The 19,812-nt window shown below is 69.7% G+C and carries 19 protein-coding genes, 1 tRNA gene and 1 other RNA gene; 12 read left to right on the forward strand and 9 right to left on the reverse strand.

The genetic code is table 11. From position 1 onward, the window contains the following. Positions 1 to 10 precede the first annotated feature (10 nt). Positions 11 to 1,378: an adenylosuccinate lyase gene (gene purB, locus CSC71_RS00900; RefSeq protein WP_162372455.1), complete on the reverse strand. Its 1,368-nt coding sequence runs from the start codon at positions 1,376 to 1,378 to the stop codon at positions 11 to 13. Between the two features lie 155 nt (positions 1,379 to 1,533). Between purB and CSC71_RS00905 the strand changes: the two genes are divergently transcribed. The 4 genes from CSC71_RS00905 (at position 1,534) to CSC71_RS00920 (ending at position 6,045) form a co-directional block, all read left to right on the forward strand. After that, the gene (locus CSC71_RS00905) at positions 1,534 to 2,949 is read left to right on the forward strand and encodes a class II fumarate hydratase (protein WP_162372456.1); all 1,416 of its coding nucleotides are present in this window, start codon (positions 1,534 to 1,536) and stop codon (positions 2,947 to 2,949) included. Positions 2,950 to 3,134: 185 nt separating this feature from the next. Further along, entirely contained in the window at positions 3,135 to 4,529 is a 1,395-nt protein-coding gene (locus CSC71_RS00910; protein WP_162372457.1) for a replicative DNA helicase, read from the forward strand. A gap of 224 nt (positions 4,530 to 4,753) precedes the next feature. After that, positions 4,754 to 5,161 (forward strand): DUF6165 family protein, encoded by a 408-nt coding sequence (locus CSC71_RS00915; RefSeq protein WP_162372458.1) that lies wholly within the window; start codon positions 4,754 to 4,756, stop codon positions 5,159 to 5,161. An 8-nt stretch (positions 5,162 to 5,169) separates the two neighbouring features. Then, positions 5,170 to 6,045: a GIY-YIG nuclease family protein gene (locus CSC71_RS00920; RefSeq protein ID WP_162372459.1), complete on the forward strand. Its 876-nt coding sequence runs from the start codon at positions 5,170 to 5,172 to the stop codon at positions 6,043 to 6,045. Between the two features lie 4 nt (positions 6,046 to 6,049). On the opposite strand, the gene CSC71_RS00925 is transcribed toward CSC71_RS00920, so the two are convergent. Then, a complete protein-coding gene (locus tag CSC71_RS00925) occupies positions 6,050 to 7,096 on the reverse strand; it encodes a glycosyltransferase family 9 protein (RefSeq protein WP_162372460.1) in 1,047 nt (348 codons plus the stop codon). A 20-nt stretch (positions 7,097 to 7,116) separates the two neighbouring features. Between CSC71_RS00925 and CSC71_RS00930 the strand changes: the two genes are divergently transcribed. The 3 genes from CSC71_RS00930 to CSC71_RS00940 are packed head-to-tail and all read left to right on the forward strand — an operon-like array spanning position 7,117 to position 9,189. After that, complete coding sequence (locus CSC71_RS00930; protein ID WP_162372461.1) at positions 7,117 to 7,866, forward strand: 3-deoxy-D-manno-octulosonic acid kinase; 750 nt, start codon at positions 7,117 to 7,119, stop codon at positions 7,864 to 7,866. Positions 7,867 to 7,879: 13 nt separating this feature from the next. After that, entirely contained in the window at positions 7,880 to 8,647 is a 768-nt protein-coding gene (locus tag CSC71_RS00935; RefSeq protein WP_162372462.1) for an MBL fold metallo-hydrolase, read from the forward strand. A 17-nt stretch (positions 8,648 to 8,664) separates the two neighbouring features. Continuing rightward, positions 8,665 to 9,189 (forward strand): energy transducer TonB, encoded by a 525-nt coding sequence (locus CSC71_RS00940; protein ID WP_162372463.1) that lies wholly within the window; start codon positions 8,665 to 8,667, stop codon positions 9,187 to 9,189. Positions 9,190 to 9,352: 163 nt separating this feature from the next. On the opposite strand, the gene ffs is transcribed toward CSC71_RS00940, so the two are convergent. Further along, an RNA gene (ffs, locus tag CSC71_RS00945) (signal recognition particle sRNA small type) lies at positions 9,353 to 9,449 on the reverse strand. Between the two features lie 100 nt (positions 9,450 to 9,549). After that, positions 9,550 to 9,642 (reverse strand) — tRNA-Ser (locus CSC71_RS00950). 131 nt (positions 9,643 to 9,773) lie between these two features. Between CSC71_RS00950 and dnaX the strand changes: the two genes are divergently transcribed. The 4 genes from dnaX to CSC71_RS00970 all read left to right on the forward strand — a co-directional run bounded on the left by dnaX (position 9,774) and on the right by CSC71_RS00970 (position 12,827). After that, positions 9,774 to 11,453: a DNA polymerase III subunit gamma/tau gene (dnaX, locus tag CSC71_RS00955; RefSeq protein WP_162372464.1), complete on the forward strand. Its 1,680-nt coding sequence runs from the start codon at positions 9,774 to 9,776 to the stop codon at positions 11,451 to 11,453. A gap of 13 nt (positions 11,454 to 11,466) precedes the next feature. After that, complete coding sequence (locus tag CSC71_RS00960) at positions 11,467 to 11,787, forward strand: YbaB/EbfC family nucleoid-associated protein (RefSeq protein ID WP_162372465.1); 321 nt, start codon at positions 11,467 to 11,469, stop codon at positions 11,785 to 11,787. Between the two features lie 19 nt (positions 11,788 to 11,806). After that, positions 11,807 to 12,406, forward strand: a complete 600-nt coding sequence (recR, locus tag CSC71_RS00965; protein ID WP_162372466.1) for a recombination mediator RecR — start codon at positions 11,807 to 11,809, stop codon at positions 12,404 to 12,406. A gap of 61 nt (positions 12,407 to 12,467) precedes the next feature. Then, positions 12,468 to 12,827, forward strand: coding sequence for a histidine triad nucleotide-binding protein (locus CSC71_RS00970; RefSeq protein ID WP_162372467.1), 360 nt, complete (start codon positions 12,468 to 12,470; stop codon positions 12,825 to 12,827). Between the two features lie 103 nt (positions 12,828 to 12,930). Here CSC71_RS00970 and CSC71_RS00975 read toward each other — a convergent pair whose 3' ends face one another. The 4 genes from CSC71_RS00975 to CSC71_RS00990 are packed head-to-tail and all read right to left on the reverse strand — an operon-like array spanning position 12,931 to position 17,332. Further along, complete coding sequence (locus CSC71_RS00975) at positions 12,931 to 13,452, reverse strand: Slp family lipoprotein (protein ID WP_162372483.1); 522 nt, start codon at positions 13,450 to 13,452, stop codon at positions 12,931 to 12,933. Positions 13,453 to 13,460: 8 nt separating this feature from the next. Further along, positions 13,461 to 15,434, reverse strand: coding sequence for a transglutaminase TgpA family protein (locus CSC71_RS00980; RefSeq protein WP_162372468.1), 1,974 nt, complete (start codon positions 15,432 to 15,434; stop codon positions 13,461 to 13,463). Further along, on the reverse strand, positions 15,427 to 16,383 hold the full coding sequence (locus tag CSC71_RS00985; protein ID WP_162372469.1) for a DUF58 domain-containing protein: 957 nt from the start codon (positions 16,381 to 16,383) through the stop codon (positions 15,427 to 15,429). The genes CSC71_RS00980 and CSC71_RS00985 overlap by 8 nt, the downstream gene beginning before the upstream one ends. Before the next feature lie 4 nt (positions 16,384 to 16,387). After that, positions 16,388 to 17,332, reverse strand: a complete 945-nt coding sequence (locus CSC71_RS00990) for an AAA family ATPase (protein WP_246191903.1) — start codon at positions 17,330 to 17,332, stop codon at positions 16,388 to 16,390. A gap of 46 nt (positions 17,333 to 17,378) precedes the next feature. Here CSC71_RS00990 and CSC71_RS00995 point away from each other — a divergent pair, with 46 nt between their 5' ends. Then, entirely contained in the window at positions 17,379 to 19,223 is a 1,845-nt protein-coding gene (locus CSC71_RS00995) for an ArnT family glycosyltransferase (RefSeq protein ID WP_162372471.1), read from the forward strand. A 3-nt stretch (positions 19,224 to 19,226) separates the two neighbouring features. On the opposite strand, the gene CSC71_RS01000 is transcribed toward CSC71_RS00995, so the two are convergent. Continuing rightward, entirely contained in the window at positions 19,227 to 19,799 is a 573-nt protein-coding gene (locus tag CSC71_RS01000) for a Maf family protein (protein ID WP_162372472.1), read from the reverse strand. Positions 19,800 to 19,812 lie beyond the last annotated feature (13 nt).

Genomic DNA, 19,812 nt, shown 5'->3' on the forward strand with positions numbered 1-19,812 from the left:
CGCATGGGTTTCAGACGCCCTTGGCCAGCCTGTCCGCCAAGCCGATGTAGGAACCCGGCGTCAGTTCGCGCAACCTCTGCTTCGCCTCCACCGGCAGTTCCAGCGATTCGATGAAGTTGCGCATCGATTCGGCGGTGATGCCCTGGCCGCGGGTCAGGGCCTTCAGCTGTTCGTACGGGTTCGGCAGGCCGTGGCGGCGCATCACCGTCTGCACCGCTTCGGCCAGCACTTCCCACGCCGCGTCGAGGTCGGCGTCGAGGCGCTGCGGGTTGACCTCGAGCTTGCCCAGGCCCTTCGCCAGCGAGTCGAGCGCGATCAGCGAATGGCCGAAGGCGGTGCCGAGCGCGCGCAGCACGGTCGAGTCGGTCAGGTCGCGCTGCCAGCGGCTGATCGGCAGCTTGGCGCTGAAATGCTCGAACAGCGCGTTGGCCAGGCCGAAGTTGCCCTCGGCGTTCTCGAAGTCGATCGGGTTGACCTTGTGCGGCATGGTCGAGCTGCCGACTTCGCCTTCCTTCAGGCGCTGCTTGAAGTAACCCAGCGAGATGTAGCCCCAGATGTCGCGGGCCAGGTCGATCAGGATGGTGTTGGCGCGGCGCGTTGCGTCGCCGATTTCGGCCACGTTGTCGTGCGGCTCGATCTGAGTGGTGTAGGGGTTGAAGACCAGGCCCAGCGATTCGACGAACTTCTGCGCGAACGCCGGCCAGTCCACGTCCGGATAGCTGACCACATGCGCGTTGTAGTTGCCGACCGCGCCGTTGATCTTGCCGGTCAGCTCGACCGCGGCGATCTGCTTGCGCTGGCGTTCCAGGCGGGCGGCGACATTGGCGATTTCCTTGCCCAGCGTGGTCGGCGACGCGGTCTGGCCATGGGTGCGCGACAGCATCGGCTGCGCGGCCTGGGCGTGGGCCAGCTTGCGCAGCGTGGCGGCGATGCCCTCGTAGGCCGGCAGCAGCACGTCGCGGCGCGCGGCGTCGAGCATCAGGCCGTAGGACAGGTTGTTGATGTCCTCGCTGGTGCAGGCGAAGTGGACGAATTCGAGCGCGGGGCCGAGCTCGTGGTCGTGCTTCAGCTGTTCCTTGATGAAGTATTCGACCGCCTTGACGTCGTGGTTGGTGGTGCGTTCGATTTCCTTGACCCGCGCGGCATTGTCCACCGAGAAGCCGTCGGCCAGCGCGCGCAGCCTGGCCTTGCCGGCGGCGGAGAAGTCCTTGAGTTCGACGATGCCCGGTTCGGCGGCCAGCGCCAGCAGCCATTCGATCTCGACCTTCACCCGGGCCTTGATCAGGCCGTATTCGGAAAAGATCGGGCGCAGCGCGTCGGTCTTGGCGGCGTAGCGGCCGTCGAGCGGGGACAGGGCGAGGAGGGTCGATTCGGACATGGGGATCGGTCTGGGCGGAGAAGAAAGCGGCCCGGGAGCGTCGCGCGGGCCGGCTTGGCGGGTGGTGATCTGGAACGGTGCGTAGTTTAACGCCTGCGGTCGGCGGCCGGCCCGCGGCGTATCCTCTGGGCCCGGGAAGCGCACAGGAGACGGACATGAGCAAGTCCTTCCGCATCGAGCACGACAGCATGGGCCAGCTGCAGGTGCCCGCCGACGCGCTGTGGGGCGCGCAGACCCAGCGCGCGGTGCAGAATTTCCCGATTTCCGGCCAGCCGATGCCGCGCGGCTTCATCCGCGCCCTCGGCCTGATCAAGGCCGCCGCCGCCGGTGTCAACGCCGGGCTCGGCCTGTTGCCGAAGAACCTGTCGCGCGCGGTGCGCGAGGCGGCGCTGGAAGTGGCCGCGGGCCGGCACGACGCGCATTTCCCCATCGACATCTACCAGACCGGCTCGGGCACCTCGTCGAACATGAACGCCAACGAGGGCGTCGCCGCGCTCGCCAACCGAAGCGGCAAGGCCGGCAAGACCGCCGTGCACCCCAACGACCACGTCAACCTGGGCCAGAGTTCCAACGACGTGATCCCGACCGCGATCCGCGTATCGGCGCAACTGGCCGCGGTCGAAGACCTGTTGCCGGCGCTGAAGCACCTGCGCCGGACCATCGATCGCCGCGGCGCCTCGCTCGGCCGCGTGGTCAAGACCGGCCGCACCCACCTGATGGACGCGATGCCGCTGACCTTCAGGCAGGAATTCTCCGCCTGGTCGGCGCAACTCGCGTCGAGCGAGGCGCGCATCGCCGACAGCCTCAAGCGCCTGCGCCGGCTGCCGCTGGGCGGCACCGCGATCGGGACCGGCATCAATGCCGACCCGCGCTTCGGCAGGAAGGTCGCCATCGAGCTCTCGCGGCTGACCGGCACGAAGTTCGAGAGCGCCGACAACAAGTTCGAAGGGCTGGCCGCGCAGGACGATGCGGTCGAACTGTCCGGCCAGCTCAACGCGCTGGCGGTGGCGCTGATCAAGATCGCCAACGACCTGCGCTGGATGAATTCCGGACCGCTGGCCGGCCTGGGCGAGATCGAACTGCCGGCGCTGCAGCCGGGTTCGTCGATCATGCCGGGCAAGGTCAACCCGGTGATCCCCGAGGCCGCGGTGATGGTCGCCGCGCAGGTCATCGGCCACCACGCGGCGATCACCGTGGCCGGGCAGACCGGCAACTTCCAGTTGAACGTGGCGTTGCCGCTGATCGCGGCCAATCTGCTCGACTCGATCCGGTTGCTGTCGAACGTGTCGCGGCTGCTGGCCGACAACGCCATCGCCGGGCTGAAGGTGCGGCAGGAGCGGGTGAAGGAGGCGCTGGACCGCAACCCGATCCTGGTCACCGCGCTGAACCCGGTGATCGGCTACGAGAAGGGCGCGGCGATCGCCAAGCAGGCCTACAGGGAGGGGCGGCCGGTGCTGGACGTGGCCAAGGAGGTCACCGGACTTTCCGAGAAAGTGCTGAAGCCGCTACTCGATCCCCGCGAACTGGCGAAAGGCGGGATTCACGGCAAGCCGGGCGGGGGAGGGGGTTGAGGTTCCGATCTCTCCTCTTCCCTTCGTGGGAGGGGATGCCCGCGGGTCGGGAGGGAGAAGGCTGACGCGTCGCAGCCGATGAGATTCCCACCGGTTATGCACAGGGTTATCTGCAACGCCCCTGCGACCGAGCGACTACCATGGCCGACCCGCTTCCCTTCCGCCTGCAGGAAACCGTTCCCCTCATGTCCGCCCGCCCCGGTTTCCGCAACGACCCCAGCGACAGCCGCATCGAACACCTGCGCGTGCCGCCGCATTCCATCGAGGCCGAGCAGGCGGTGCTGGGCGGACTGATGCTGGCGCCGGAAGCCTTCGATCGCGTCGGCGACAAGCTGGGCGCGGGCGACTTCTACCGCCGCGACCACCAGCAGATCTACCGCGCCATCGCCGAACTGGCCGAGAAGAACCGCCCCTGCGACGCGGTCACCCTCGGCGAATGGTTCGATTCGCAGGGCCTGTCCGAGCAGGTCGCCGGCGGCGCCTACCTGGTCGAACTGGCCGCGAACACGCCGTCGGCGGCGAACATCGTCGCCTACGCCGAGATCGTCCGCGACAAGGCGGTGATGCGCCAGCTGATCGAAGTCGGCACCGAGATCGTCAACGACGGTTTCCAGCCCGACGGACGCGAGAGCGCGGAACTGCTGGCCAACGCCGAGCAGAAGGTGTTCGCCATCGCCGAGGCCGGCGCGCGCGGTCGCACCGACTTCACCCCGGTCAACACCGCGTTGAAGGAAGCCTTCGACGTGCTGCAGGACCGGTTCAACAACGGCGGCAGCATCACCGGCCTGCCGACCGGTTACCACGAGTTCGACGAGATGACCGCGGGCCTGCAGCCGACCGACCTGCTGATCCTCGCCGCGCGCCCGTCGATGGGCAAGACCACGCTGGCGCTGAACATGGCCGAGTACGCCGCGTTCAAGTCGAAGAAGGCGGTGGCGGTGTTCTCGATGGAAATGTCGGCCAGCCAGCTGGCGATGCGCCTGATGTCGTCGGTGGGCCGGGTCAACGCCACGCGGTTGCGCACCGGCCAGCTGGAGGACGAGGACTGGAGCCGCGTGACCAGCGCGATCCGCCTGCTCAAGGAAACCAAGATCTTCATCGACGACACCCCGGCGCTGTCGCCGGACGTGCTGCGCTCGAAGGCGCGCCGCCTGAAGCGCGAGCACGACCTGGGCCTGATCGTGATCGACTACCTGCAGCTGATGGCGGTGCCGGGCAACAGCGAGAACCGCGCGACCGAAATTTCCGAGATCTCGCGCTCGCTGAAGGCGCTGGCGAAGGAACTGAACGTGCCGGTGATCGCCCTGTCGCAGTTGAACCGCTCGCTGGAAACGCGCACCGACAAGCGCCCGGTGATGGCCGACCTGCGCGAATCGGGCGCGATCGAGCAGGACGCCGACGTGATCGTCTTCATCTACCGCGACGAGTATTACAACAAGGAATCGGCGGACAAGGGCCTGGCCGAGGTCATCATCGGCAAGCAGCGTAACGGCCCGACCGGTTCGATCAAGCTGAAGTTCTTCGGCGAATACACCCGCTTCGACAACCTGGCGCACGACGCGGTCGGCAGTTTCGAGTAACGCTTTTCTCCCTCTCCCCTTCGTGGGAGAGGGTGCCCGGAGGGCGGGAGAGGGGGCGCGAGCGTAGCGAGCGTGCCCTTGCTTCTGTTCCTGCTTTCAGGAAATCAAAAGCCGACCCCTCTCCCTCGCGCTACGCGCGTTTCCCTCTCCCATGAGGGGAGAGGGAGTCCATCCTGCCGCAGGATCGGGTTTACAATCCGGCAATCCCAGCGGAATTTTTCCCCATGTCCGAAATTTTCACCCCCGTTTCCTTCGGCGAACTGCTCGACAAGATCGCGATCCTGCAGATCAAGTCCGAGCGCATGACCGACCCGGCCAAGCTGGTGAACGTGCGCAACGAGCTGGCGGCGCTGGAGAAGACCTGGATGGCGCACCCGGCCGCGGGCCACGACATCGCCAAGCTGCGCGCCGACCTGAAGGCGGTCAACGAGCGGCTGTGGGTGATTGAGGACGACATCCGCCTGAAGGAGAAGGCGCAGGAGTTCGACGCGGAGTTCATCCGCTTGGCCCGCAGCGTCTATTTCGAGAACGACGAGCGCGCGCGGATCAAGAAGGAGATCAACCTGGCGCTGGGCTCGAGTTACGTCGAGGAAAAGTCGTACCAGGATTACAAGGCCGGCAGCGCGCCGTAAGCGCACCGATGCCCGGCCTCGATTTCAACGCATTGTTGCAGGCCGAGGGGGTCGATCCGCGGGGCGTCGTCGTCCTGCGCCACCGGCCGTACGAGCCGGAACTGCGCAAAGTGTTTCCGTGGCTGATTGCAGAAAGGCGGGAATTGTTCGATGCCTACCAGCGCACGCACGGCAAGCCCGTGGAGTCTTCGGTGGCACGGGCGACACATGTCGCGTCGTTCTTCGGCCATGAGGCGGGCAGGGCGTTGTTCGTCGGCCTGTACCGGGTCGCTGGTTCGACCCGCATCAGTCGCGACGACTATTGGGGAATGCCTGAGCATCAGACGCTGGCTGATTTCGGCATGATTGGCCTGACCAAGCGCGAAGGATGCCTGTTGTTCGACCTGAAGCCATTGGTGGCGATGGCCGAATGGTCGGGCCGTCTGGTTTGCAGGTGGCCTGGTCTGGAACGGGCATGGCGGCGCTGGGCTGGAAAGAACGTGTTTCCGGTGCATGCGATTGCCGAGGAAAGCCTGCTGGTCGCGTCGATGCCTGCATGGCAAAACCTCCTGTTGGACTGGAGGCAATTGCAGGTCATGCCGGCAAGCTGGAAAGCCGCGCTGCGGCAATGGCGCGGTGTTTACTACATCCGCGACAGGGCCAGCGGCAAGGGCTATGTCGGCTCTGCGTACGGGTTGGACAACCTGCTTGGGCGCTGGCTGAACTATGCCTCCAGCGGGCACGGCGGCAACAAGCTGTTGCGCGGCATTGATCCGGCCGGGTTCGAGTTCAGCATCCTGCAGCTGGTCGCACCGGACATGCCGATGGACGACGTGATCGCGTTGGAGCGCTCATGGAAACTGCGGTTGCATACGCTGGAGCCGGACGGCCTCAACCGGAATTGATCGGTCACATCGTGTGATCGTGCACGTACCGCTCGAACGCCGCGATGGCGTCCGCTGTCTCGATCAACTCCATCACCCCGTCGAACTCGATCTTCGCGCCCCACTTGAGCGCCTCGGCCGGCTTGCCGAGGTACTTGCGCGCCGCCACGTCGTACTTGTCCACGCAATAGTGCAGGTCCGAATACGGCCCGCTGCGGCGCGGGTTGCTGGCCGCGTGCAGGCCCAGCACCTTCGTACCCATCGCGTTGGCGATGTGCATCGGTCCCGAATCCGGCGTCACCAGCAGGCTGGCGCGCTTCAACAGCGCCGGTAGCTGCTTCAGCGTGTCCTTGCCGACCAGGTCGAGGGCGGGGCGTTTCATCGCCGCGAGGATCGCGTCGGCCGTCTTGCGCTCCAGTTCGCTGCGCCCGCCGCACAACACTACCCGCCAGTCCTTCGCCGCCGCGTGGTCGGCCAGCGCCGCATAGCGTTCGGCGTACCAGTTCCGCCGCGCATGGCTGGAGCACGGCGAGATCATCAGCACCGGCGTGCCGTCGTCCGGCCACTGCCGGTCGGCCCATTCGTAGGCGTCGTCCGGCACCGGCATCTCCCACGCCACCTCGGTCTGCCTGAGCCCCAGCGGCTCGCAGAAGCTGCCGATCGCGTCGAGCACGTGGATGCCGGGGCGGTCGGCGATGCGTTCGTTGACGAACAGCCCGTGCAGGTCCTTCGAGCGCGAGCGGTCGTAGCCGATGCGCCGCCGCGCCGGCACGAACGCCGACAACAGGTTGGCGCGCAGGGCCACCTGCATCTGCAGCAGCGCGTCGAAGCCCTCCGCAGGCAGTTCGCGGCGCAGCGCGCGCATGCCGGCCAGGCCGGATCGCTTGTCGTAGACGTGGAAGACCACGCCCGGCAGGCCCTCGAGCAGGCGGTGCCCGGCCTTGTCGATGATCCAGTGCAGGCGGACGTCGGGCCATGCCGCGCGCAGCGTGCGCACCAGCGGCAACACGTGGGTCACGTCGCCCAGTGCGGACAGGCGCAGCAAGCAGATCGATGGGGGAATCGCGGACAAGAGTTGTTAGACTCGCGGCAATGACGGGATTCGACGCGACAGAAGGGCTGGTGCCATTCCGCGAAGCGCGCGGCTTCGGCGCGATTCTGTTCGACCGCAAGCGCTTCCGGCAAGCCGATCCGGCGTGGATGGCGCCCGCGGCGTGGGGCGAGCGCGCCCGCCCGGTCAGCAGCGGCGGGCGCGGCGGCGCCTGGTTCATCGATGCGCCGTTCGGCCAGGCTCTGCTGCGGCAGTACCGGCGCGGCGGCTTCGCCGCCCATTTCAGCCGCGACCGCTACCTGTGGCGCGATGCCGCGCATACCCGCAGCTTCGCCGAATTCCGCCTGACCCGTGCCCTGCTGGAAAAGGACTTGCCGGTGCCGCGGCCGATCGCCGCCAGCTACGTGCGCGAAGGCTTCCGCTACCGCGCCGCGATCCTGCTGGAGCGCCTGCCCGACGTGCGCTCGCTGGCCGACCGCGTGCAGGTGGCCGGCGGCGACGCGCCGTGGGAGGAAACCGGGCGCCTGGTCGCGCGCTTCCACCGCGCCGGGCTGGACCATGCCGACCTCAACGCGCACAACATCCTGTTCGATGCGTCCGGCAAGGGCTGGCTGATCGACTTCGACCGCGGCCAGCTGCGCATCCCCGCCACGCAATGGCGGGAACGCAACCTGTCGCGGTTGCTGCGTTCGCTGCTGAAGTTACGCGGTAGGCGCAGCCCGGGCGAGGTGCGCAGCGACTTCGCCCGCCTGCGCGGCGCCTACGACCATGCCTGGGAGCGCGACATCTGATGGAGGCTTCGACATGACCTGGTCGCTGCGATTCGACGGCGTCGGCAACGCCTTCGCCCCGGAGCTGGGTTCGGCGATGGCCACGATCGAGCGCGACGGCGCGCCGTGGCTGTCCATCGATTGCGGCGGCGAAGGGCTGACCAACTACCTGGCGCAGTACGGCGGCGCCTATCCGGACGCGCTGTTCATCACCCACGCGCACCTCGACCACGTCTCGGGCTTCGAGCGCCTGTTCGTCAGTGCGTACTTCTTCGAGGCGCGGCGCGGCAAGGTGCGGTTGTACGTGCCGGCGCCGCTGGTGCCGCTGCTGCACCAGCGCGTCGGCGAATATCCGAACGTGCTGGCCGAGGGCGGAACCAACCTGTGGGACGCGTTCCAGCTGATCCCGGTCGGCGACCACTTCTGGCACGACGGCGTGCGCCTGGAAGTGTTCCCGGTGCGCCACCACTGGCCGCAAAGCGCGTTCGGCCTGCGCCTGAAGGGCAGCGTGGTGTGGAGCGGCGACACCCGGCCGATCCCCGAGGTGCTGGCGAAGGTCGCCGACGACAACGAACTGATCGCGCACGATTGCGCGCTGCGCGGCAATCCGTCGCACAGCGGCATCGACGACCTGGAACGCGAATATCCGCCGGAACTGCTGCGGCGCTGCGTGCTGTACCACTACGCCGGCGCGGCCGACGGCGAGGCGCTGGCCGCGCGCGGCTACCGCGTCGCGCAGCCGGGCGAGCTCGTCGCGCTCGCCGAGCCGACCGCGCTGCGGATGGGGCAGGTCGAGCTGTGAGGCGGGTCGCGGCGTGCATGCTGCTGGCCCTGGCCGCCTGCCGGTCGCCGCCGGTCGTCGAGGAGGCCGCGCGCAGCGGCGACGTGGGCGTGTCGATCGTGCCGCCGCCGGCCGGCGCGGCGGCGATGCCGCTGCGATCCGACCAGGCCTTCGTGTTTCCGAACCTGGTCGAGCCGGCGGCGATGCCGGAATACCCGCCCGACCTGCTGAAGCTGCGGCTGGAACCGGTCGTGGTTTGCGTCGAAATCGATATCGACGAAACCGGCAAGGTATTCGCCGCGCGCCCGCGGGTCGACGGAGCCTGCCCCGCGGCATCGGGCGAGCCGGGCGGCGAATTCGCCGCGGCCGCGAACGACGCCGTCCTGCGATGGGTCTACGACCCTGCGCTGGTTTGTTCGACGCCCGACGGCAAGCCGGCCGAGGATGCCTGCGCGGTCGAAGGCGCCGTCGAAACGCCGACGAAGATCCGGCTGTCGTACGCGTTCCGCTTCAGCCAGCGCGACGGCAAGCCGAGCGTCGAGCGGCTGTCGGACGGTGGATAAGACGACGACCCTGCCGGTTTGCCTCTCGGCCTAGGTAGAAGAGCCCCCTTTGCCAAGGGCGCGCGCCGAAGGCGCGGGGATAGGCAGCACGCGCCCGGGGCCCGAAATTCGCGCAGCGGATTTTGGGGGTTCCAATGCGCGATGCGCATTGGAAATGGCGATGACCCCGCCGGCTGGCCTCGGCGCCCGCATCGACCGATACCGTTGCTGCCTTCCGGCCCTGGCGGGGTTTTCGATCTAGCGTCGCGAGGGACCGACGGGGTCACCATAGAGACGAGATGCGTCCGCGACGCATGCTTGCTTTGGATGCCCGCACCAATGGATGCGCGGGCTTTTGCGAGGGAATCGCAATTGTGAAACTGGCGGAGTGGGGGGGATTCGAACCCCCGAAGCGGGGTTTAGCCGCTTACACACTTTCCAGGCGTGCTCCTTCAACCACTCGGACACCACTCCGGGACCCGCGGACGACCTTGCGGTCGGCCACGGAGCCGCGAATTCTAGCCGCGTCGCGGGTTTATTGCGAGTCCCGTCCGCGTCCGGGCGCCGGCCCCAGTTCATGCGACCGGGCGTGGCACAATGGCGGCATGTCGTATCTCGTCCTCGCCCGCAAGTGGCGTCCCAAGCGTTTCGCCGAACTGGTCGGGCAGGAGCACGTGGTGCGTGCCCTGACCAACGCGCTGGATTCGGGCCGCGTCCACCACGCCTTCCTGTTCACCGGTACCCGCGGCGTCGGCAAGACCACCATCGCCCGCATCTTCGCCAAGTCGCTGAACTGCGAGCGCGGCACCAGCGCCGATCCCTGCGGCGAATGCGAGACCTGCCTGGCGATCGACGCCGGCCGCTACATCGACCTGCTGGAGATCGACGCCGCGTCGAACACCGGCGTCGACGACGTGCGCGAGGTGATCGAGAACGCCCAGTACATGCCCAGCCGCGGCAAGTACAAGGTCTACCTGGTCGACGAAGTGCACATGCTGTCGAAGGCGGCGTTCAACGCGCTGCTGAAGACCCTGGAAGAGCCGCCGGAACACGTCAAGTTCCTGCTCGCCACCACCGACCCCGAGAAGCTGCTGCCGACCGTGCTGTCGCGCTGCCTGCAGTTCAACCTGAAGCGGCTGGACGAGGGGCAGATTTCCGGGCAGATCGCGAAGATCCTGAAGGCCGAGGGCATCGATGCCGAAGAGGGCGCGGTCAGGCAGATCGCCAGGGCCGCGGACGGCTCGCTGCGCGACGGCCTGTCGCTGCTGGACCAGGCCATCGCCTACTCGGGCGGCAAGCTCGACGACGCCACCGTGGCGACGATGCTCGGCACCGTCGACCGCACCCAGGTCGGCGCGATGCTCGATGCGCTGGCCGACGGCGACGGCGCGGCATTGCTCGGTACCGTGGCGAAGCTGGCCGATTTCTCCCCCGACTGGGGCGCGGTGCTGGAAGCGCTGGCCGAGGCGCTGCACCGGATCCAGGTGAAGCAACTGGTGCCGGACGTGGCGGTCGAGGCCGACGGCATCGACGCCGCCGCCTACGCCGCGCGGCTGCGCCCGGAAGTGGTGCAGCTGTGGTACCAGATGGCGCTGAACGGCCGCCGCGACCTGCCGCTGGCGCCGAGCGCGCGCGCCGGCTTCGAGATGAGCGTGCTGCGGATGCTCGCGTTCCGGCCGGCGTCGCCTGGCGATGCCGCCCCAGGCTCCGTGCAGGCGAGTGGCAATGCCTCGGCGCCAGTTGCGCCGCCCGCGGCGCCGGTTGCCGCCGGGCCGGCGCGCGCAGTCGCTTCGCCGCAACCGCAGGCGCGCGCCGAGCCGCCGGTCGCCACCGTGCCGAAGCCGGTGGAAAGCCCGAAACCCGTCGAAGCGGCGCCCGCATCCATTCCCCGAGGCATCGCCGACGCCGAGGAATGGCTGGCGCTGGTCGCTTCGTGCAACCTGCGCGGGCCGAGCAAGGAACTGGCCGCCAACACGGCCTTCGTCGGCTACGGGGATTCCGTGCTGAAGTTGTCGCTGCCGGCCGGTTTCGAGTACCTGCGCTCGGAACGCTCGGTCGGCGATCTTGCCGCGGCGCTGGCGCCGGTGCTGGGTGGCGTGCCGAAGATCGCGTTCGAGGCCGGCGACGCCGGCGCGGAGACGCTGAAGGCGCGCACCGACCGCCAGCGCGACGAACGCCAGAGCGCGGCCGAGGAAAGTTTCATGAACAGTCCGGACGTGCAGTTGCTGATCCAGAAGCACGGCGCCAAGGTCGTGCCGGACTCGATACGCCCATTCGAAGATTGAGGTTAGACGGAACATGCGTGGAAACATCGCCCAACTGATGCAGCAGGCGCAGCGGATGCAGGACAACCTGAAGCGCGCGCAGGAAGAACTGGCCAAGCTGGAAGTCGTCGGCAACGCCGGTGGCAACCTGGTCAGCGTGACCCTGACCGGCGCGAAGGAGTGCCTGAAGGTGCGCATCGATCCGTCGCTGCTGGCCGACGCGGAGATGCTGGAGGACCTGGTCGCCGCCGCCTTCAACGACGCCTCGGCCAAGGTGGACGCCGAATCGAAGACGAAGATGGGCGCGGCCACCGCCGGCATGCCGTTGCCGCCGGGAATGAAGCTGCCGTTCTGATGTCGGTCGTCATGGTTCCGTGAGCGCATCACTTCTCGAGCAATTGATCGAAGCGCTGAAGGTGTTGCCCGGCGTCGGCCCGAAGAGCGCGCAGCGCATGGCCTACCACCTGCTGGAGCGCGAACGCGAGCGCGGCCTGCAACTGGCCGGCGTGCTCGCCGAGGCGCTCGACCGCATCGGCCACTGCGCGCAGTGCCGCGACTTCACCGAAGGTGAGGTCTGCGCGATCTGCGCCAGCGCCAGCCGCGACCGCCAGCTGCTGTGCGTGGTCGAATCGCCGGCCGACCGCCTCGCCATCGAGCAGGCCACCGGCTATCGCGGCGTGTATTTCATCCTGCAGGGGCGGCTGTCGCCGCTGGACGGCGTCGGCCCGCGCGAGCTGGGCCTCGACAAGCTTGCCGAGCGGCTTGCCGCCGGCGAGGTGGTCGAGATGATCATCGCCACCAACCCCACCGTCGAGGGCGAGGCCACCGCCCATTACCTGGCGCAACTGGCGCGCCAGCACGGAGTCAAGCCGAGCCGGCTGGCGCACGGCGTGCCGCTGGGCGGCGAACTCGAGTACGTCGACCGCGGCACGCTGTCGCACGCCTTCGGCACGCGCAGCGAGATGCCGTTGTAGGAGCGGCACGAGCCGCGAACGCTGCTGGGCGGGAACGACGAATAACGTTGAGGAAACCACGATGACAGACAACGACACCCTGTTCGGCAAGATCATCCGCCGCGAAATCCCCGCGACGATCGTCTACGAGGACGACGAGGTCCTCGGTTTCAGGGACATCGCCCCGCAGGCGCCGGTGCACGTGCTGTTCGTGCCGAAGAACGTGCACATCCCGACGCTGGACGACGCCCGGCCCGAGCACGCCGCGCTGGTCGGCAAGCTGGCGCTGGCCGCGGCCGAATACGCGCGCCGCGAGGGCTTCGAGCAGGACGGCTACCGCGTGGTGATGAATTGTCGCGGCGACGCCGGGCAGACCGTGTTCCACATCCACCTGCACCTGCTGGCCGGCGCGCAGCTGGGCCGGTTCGGCACGCCGGCCTGAGCAGTCGCCCCGATCGGGCCGGCGACGTTACGCCAGCCCGGATCCCGAAGCGAAAACGCCGCCCATCGGGCGGCGTTTTCCGCGTGGCGGTGGAAGTCGCGCCTTACCACCAACCCCAGTAACCCCAGCGCGGCCCCCAGTAAGGGCCCCAGAACGGGTCGTGGAAGGGATAGGGGCGTACCTGGACTTCGTGCTTCTCCGGCCACAGGTAGACCACGTCGGCGGTGACCTTGGGCAGCTTGTAGTCGTATTCGCCGATCTTGGCGGTTTCGACGCCGTCGACGCGGCCGATGAAGGTCACCTCGCGGCCGGGGGCGAACACCGCCGGGTCGTAGAAGCCGGCGCGGCAGGCGATGAAGCGCCCGTCGGTGGCGTCGGGCGAGCTGTCGGACGGGCGTCCGGTCGCGGACAGCGGCCGCGCGATCATCTGGAAGCAGGTGCTGTCGGGCCCGGGCTTGGTCTCGACGATGCTGCCGCCCCAGCGCACGTTGGCGCCGGCCTGGGTGCCGGCCACCGCGTCCCGCGGCGTGACCGGGGTATAGGTGCCCTGCAACGGCTTCGGCGCGGTGGCGCAGGCGGCGAGCACGGTGCACGCGGCCAGTGGGACGAGCAGGCGGCTGGGGATGCGGATTCTCATGGTGTGCTCTCCGGTGGATGCTTCAAGGGGCGGTGGCGGCGCAGGTCGCGCAGCAGCGCCTCCCGTTCCCCATTGGTGGCAGCGTGGCGTGCGTCGGCGAAACGCCGGCTGAGTGGAATCAGGGTCGGTCCGCTGGGCGGATGCTGCGCCGCGACGCGCCGCGCCCAGTCCAGCGCCGGCTCGTGCGGCGCGCGCTGCAGGCCGAGTTTCGCGTAGCGCCGGCCCAGCCGGTGCCAGGCGCGCAGCAACGGGTCGCGCTCGCGCTCGCCGCGCGCCAGCAGCCAGGCCATGCCGGCCAGGGCCAGCGCGGCGAACAGGGCGAACAGCGTGGCCAGCCCGCGCTCGCCGAGGCGCTCGATGCCCAATGGCCGCAGCAGCGCCCGCTGGCGGCCGGCGTCGAAGCCCAGCACCAGGTCGTTCCAGCCGCGCCGCAGCCAGTCGCCGAAGTCGCCGATGCGGACCAATTCCCGGCCGAAGCCGCCGCCACTGGCCGCGCCGAGGCGGTCTTCCAGCGTGTCGTAGATGCGTTCCGGCGCCACCGCTGCGGTCGGGTCCACGCGTACCCAGCCGCGCTGCGGCAGCCAGACCTCGGCCCAGGCGTGCGCGTCCATGCGCCGCACCACCCAGTAGCCGCCGAACGGGTTGCGGTAGCCGCCGACGTAGCCGGTGACCACCCGCGCCGGGATGCCGGCGCCGCGCATCAGCACCACGAAGGCCGAACTGAAGTGCTCGCAGAAGCCGCGCTTCCAGCCGAACAGGAATTCGTCGACGCCGTCGCGGCCGGGCAATGGCGTGTCGAGCGTGTAACCGAACTCGGTGCGGATCCATTGCAACGCGCGCGCGACGATCGCGGCATCGTCGGCGCCGGCTTCGCGCCGCCATTGTCGCGCCAGCGCCAGCGTGCGCGGGTTGCGGTCGGGCGGCAGGCGCAGCGCCTGCTGGCGCAACATCGGCCTCAGCTCCGGCTCGAACTGCCGTGGCGGCGACGATTGCAGGCGCCAGCGGGTCAGCGCGCTCAACGGCTGCGCGGCATACAGGCCGTAATCGAACGACAGCCGCGCGCCGGCCGGTGCGGCCGTGGGCAGGTCCAGTGCGACCAGCTGGCGGCGGTCGGTGGGTTCGAATTCGATCTGGTAATCCCAGCGCAGCGATTGCGCCGCGGCCGGTGCCGTCGGCAGGTCGCGCAGCCAGCGCGGCCGGGTCCAGTCGCGGCCGTCGAAATCCCACAGCACCGGGCCGCGCCAGTACATCTGTTGCGGTCGCGGCACGGGGCCGAAGAACTGCGCGCGCAGCGCCGGGGTGTCGTCGGCCATCAGGTCGACCCATTCGCCGGGCGTCATGTGGTCGGACAGCCCGGGCCGCGCCAGCGCGCGCTCGGGCACGCCCCACAGCGGCGTGGCCAGGCGCGGGACCAGCCAGAACGCGGCCAGCGCCAGCGGCAGGCCGACCGCGACCAGCTTGCCGGTGGCGATCAGTCGCCGGCGCAACGGAACGGCCCCGGTCGCGATCGGGGTTTCGGCATCGGCCAATCGCTGCAGCGCGAGCAGCGCGGCCAGTGCGGCGAGCAGGCCCAGCGTCATCGTCAGCGGCCCCTGGTCGAGCAGGAACGCGGCGAACGGCGCGAACAGGGCGAAGCCGGCGAGGCTGCGCGCATCGCGCAGCGTGTGCGTTTCCGCCGGCTTGATCGCCAGCATCGCCGCGAGCAGCGCGCAGCCGGTGTCGCGGCCGAAGCGCGGGCCCATCACCCACAACACGGCCGCGAGCATCGCCAGCGCCAGCGCCAGGCGCAGCAATGCCGGCATCGGCCTGCGCCACGACAGCGCGGCGATGGCCAGCGCGGTGGCGCCGATGCCGAAGGCGAGGGAAGGCACCAGTTGCAGCAGCAGCGGCAATAACGCCAGCGCGGCGGCAAGCAGGGTCCATGCGCGGCTGCCGGCGTCGAGCGGAGCGGGGGATCTGTTCTCAGCCATCGGGCAACAGCGCCAGTGCGCGCAGGCAGAGGTGGCGATGCGCGGGTCCCTGCGCGGGACCGAGCGGCGGCTGGCCGGGCAGCTTCAGCCGGTAGCGCCGGCCTTCGCGTTCGGCCAGGTCGATCCATGCGGCGAGGCGGCGGATGCGCTGTTCCCACGGCAGTGCCGACAACGTGGTCCAGTCGAGCACGGTTTCCACGCCGGCCTGCTGCTCGTATTCGCGCACCAGCAGCGCGTCGCGCCGGGCCGACGGCTTCCACGCGATGGCGCGGCGCGCATCGCCGGCGCGGTAGGGGCGCAGGTGGTGCACCTCGTCGCCGGTCGGCTGCAGCCGCGCGCGGGCGCTGCCGCCTTCGCCGCCCGGTAGCGGCGGCGGCGATGCCTCCGGCGCCGGATACACCAGCAGCGGCGCGTCGGGCCAGATCCACGACCAGGCCTCGGCCAGCCCCAGGGGTTGCGTGGTCGCGATCTTGATGCGTTGCGGCGGCAGCCAGCCGCGACGTTCGGTCGGCAGCTCGAGGACGACGACCGCCTTGTCACTGAAGACCGGAACGGGCGCGCCGCGTTCCCCGCCATGCAGTTGCAGGCCGCGCCGCCAGCGCCGGTCGCGCGCGGCGAAGGCCAGGTGCAATTGCAGCGCCTGGCCGGCGGCGACCGGTTCGGCGGATGCCGCCTCGACGCGCAATCCGGACAACTGCAGGTGGGCGAAGATCAGGCTGGCCATGCCGGCGGCGCCGAGCAGCAGGGCCAGCAGCAGCGCCGGGTTGTTGTTGTAGTTCAGCGCGCCCAGCAGCATGCCCAACAGCAGCGCGGCGAAGAACAGGCCGAAGCGCGTCGGCAGCACGTAGACGCGGTGGCGGTCGAGCGCGACCGGCAATGTTTCCGGTCCGCGCGGCCGCGCGAATTTCGCGACCAGCGCGTCGGTGCGCTTGCGCAGCGACACGGGCATCGGTTCAGTCCACGGGCACGGCGTGCAGGATCGCCTTGGCCAGCGCCGCCGCCGGGACGGATTCCGCTTCCGCGACCAGGCGGTGCGCGGCGACCGCGGCGAACAGCGCCTGCACGTCCTCGGGCAGCACGTGGCCGCGGCCGAGCAGCAGCGCGTAGGCGCGCGCGGCGCGCAGCAGGGCGATGCCCGCGCGCGGCGACAGGCCCACGCGCACGCCGGGGTGCGCGCGGCTGCGCGCGAGCAGGGCCTGCACGTAGCCGACCAGCGCCTCGCTGGCGTGCACTTCGGCGGCCGCGCGGCGCAGTGCCAGCACGTCTTCCACCGACAGCAGCGGCTCGACCCGCGAAATCAGCGTGCGCCGGTCGGCGCCGGCGAGCAGGGCGAGTTCGGATTCGGCGTTCGGGTAACCCAGCGCCATGCGCAGCAGGAAGCGGTCGAGTTGCGAATCCGGCAGCGGGTAGGTGCCGGACAGGTCGACCGGGTTCTGCGTGGCGATGACGAAGAACGGCGCCGGCAGCGCGCGCGTCGTGCCGTCCAGCGTGACCTGGTGTTCGGCCATCGCCTCGAGCAGCGCGCTCTGCGTGCGCGGCGGCGCGCGGTTGATCTCGTCGGCCAGCAGCACGTGGGTGAACACCGGGCCGGGGTGGAACTGGAACTGGCGCGACGCCGCGTCGTAGACGGACACGCCGAGGACGTCGGCCGGCAACAGGTCGGAGGTGAACTGCACGCGCTGGAAGCCCAGGCCCAGGGTCGCGGCCAACGCGTGCGCCAGCGTGGTCTTGCCCAGGCCGGGCAGGTCCTCGATCAGCAGGTGCCCGTCCGACAGCAGCGCGACGAAGGCCAGGCGCACTTCGAACGGCTTGCCCAGCACCAGCGCGTTGACCTGGTCCTGCGCGGCCTTCAGGGCATTGCGCAGGCCATCGGTTAGCATTTCGCGGACGGCCGACATCGCGTTATCCAATCCAGACCCTTCGTTTCCGACAGTCTAGCGGCACATGCAGGAAGAACGACGCGCCTATCGCCAATTCGTGACGCTGTGGCTGGTTGCGACCCTGCTCAAGGTCGCGGTCGCCGCGCGCCTGCCGCTGTTCGTCGACGAGGCGTTCTACTGGCAGGAAGGCCGGCACCTCGCGGCGGCCTATTCCGACCTGCCCGGGCTGACCGCGTGGCTGGCGCGGCTGGGCACCGGACTCGGCGGCCAGCACGTGCTGGCGTTGCGCGCGCCGTTCCTGTTGCTGGCGGCGCTGTTGCCGTGGCTGGTCGCGCACATCGCCGGGCGCTGGTACGGCGAAACGCAGGGTTGGCGCGCGGGCATGCTGGCGCTGTTGATGCCGCTGGCGGGCACGCTGGGCATCCTTGCCTTGCCCGACGTGCCGATGGCGTTCGCGACCGTGCTGTGCCTGGACGCCGGCGCGCGCCTGCTGCGCGAGATCGATGCCGGCTCCGCCGCCGAACTCGCGCTGGGCCTGGCGATCGGCGCGCTCAGCCACTACCGGTTCGCCGGCGTGATCGGCATCGGCTTCGTCGCCCTGCTGTGGTTGCCGGAAGGCCGGCGCGTGCTGCGCGATCCGCGCGTGTGGGTCGCATTGGCGCTCGGCGTGGCCGCATGGGCGCCGCTGCTTTCGTGGAACCTGGAGAACGCCGACGCCGGCCTGCGCTTCCAGCTGGTCGACCGCCATCCATGGTCGTTCCAGTGGTCCGGCCTGTCGTTCCTCGGCGTCCAGACCCTGCTGGTCACGCCGTTGCTGTTCGTCGCGCTGGCGTGGGTGTTCGTCGGTTCGTTCCGCGGCAAGCGCAAGGACGCGCCGGTGCAGCAGCGCTGGTTCGGCCTGCTCGGCGGCGTGTCGACGCTCGGGTTCTTCGCGTTGGGCTTCTTCGCCGACGTCGACAGGGTCAGCTTCCACTGGCCGTTGCCCGGCTACCTCGCGTTGCTGGTCGCGGTGCCCGCGTTGCTGGCGGGCTGGCCGCGCGGCTGGCGCACCGCCACGTGGACGCTGGCGGGGCTGGGCCTGGTCGCGATGCTCGGCTACTACCTGGTGGTGTCGGTGCCGGCGTGGCGCGCGCAACAGGCCGGCAGCAAGTACTACCCGTACAACTTCGCCGGCTGGGACCGGCTGGCGGCCGCGGTGCGCGAGGAGCTGGCGGGGATGCCGCCTGGGACGCGGTTGCTCGTGGACAATTTCAAGGCCGGCGCCGAACTCGGCTTCGCCCTCGACGATCCCGGTATCCCGGTGCTCGACCATCCGTTGAACCACAAGCACGGTCGCGCACCGCAGTTGCGGTTGTGGCGGCTTGAAAGCGACGGCAGCCGCGACGCGCCGACGTTGCTGGTGGTCGGCGCCAACGAGGTGCAGTACAAGTCGCTGCTTGCGCACTACCACGGCCTGTGTGCGAAGCTGGGTCCGCTGCCGCGGCCGCGCGTGGTCAACGTCGACCACGGCGCGCAGCGCTTCCTGCTGTTCCGGTTGCCCGCGCAGAAAGCCGGTGGCACCTGCACGCTGCCGGCATTCGCCTGGATCGACCAGCCGGCCGCGCACGCCCGCGTCGGCCACCGCTTCGACCTCCGTGGCTGGGCGTTCAAGGACGGTGTCGGCCTGGACCGGGTCGACGTGCTGCTGGACGGCAAACCGGTCGGCGCGGCGCATTATGGCGAACCGGATCCGGGCGTGGCGGCCTACTGGCGCATCTCGGTCGACCCGAACCACCCCGACGTCGGTTTTTCCGCCGGCATCGATGCATCCGCGTTCGCCCCGGGCCGGCACTGGCTGGGACTGCGCCTGCACGGCAGCGACGGCAGCGTCGAAGACTGGCCCGAGCAGCCGATCGCGATCGGCGACTGATGGTCAGGGCAGGGCGAAGCCCGCCTGCCGCAGCATGCCGGCCAGTGCGATCAGCGGCAGGCCGACCAGCGCGGTCGGGTCGCGGGGTTCGATGGCGTCGAACAGGGCGATGCCCAAGCCCTCGCTCTTGAAGCTGCCGGCGCAGTCCAGCGGTTGCTCGGCGTCGACGTAGCGTTCGATTTCCTCGCCGGACAACGCGCGGAAGCGCACGGTGGTGGTGTCCAGCGCTTCCAGCCGCCGGTCGCCGCGCAGCAGGCAGACCGCGGTGCGGAAGTGCACCGCGCGGCCGGACATTCCGCGCAACTGGGCGATGGCGGCGTCGCGGGTGCCGGGCTTGCCGAGGATGCGGCCGTCTTCCAGCTCGGCGGCCTGGTCGGAACCGATCACCCAGCTCTCCGGTTGCCGCACGGCCACCGCGGCGGCCTTGGCCCGGGCCAGCCGCTGCGCCAGCGCCGCCGCGGCTTCGCCGGGCAGCGCGGTTTCGTCGGTTTCGGGCCGGGCCACGTGGAAGGGCAGGCGCAGCCGTTCCAGCAATTCGCGGCGGTAACGCGAGGTCGAGGCGAGGATCAATGGCATGGTGCGTGGGTGG

Origin of the sequence: Pseudoxanthomonas sangjuensis (genome assembly GCF_010211755.1) — a bacterium.
Classification (GTDB): domain Bacteria; phylum Pseudomonadota; class Gammaproteobacteria; order Xanthomonadales; family Xanthomonadaceae; genus Pseudoxanthomonas_A; species Pseudoxanthomonas_A sangjuensis.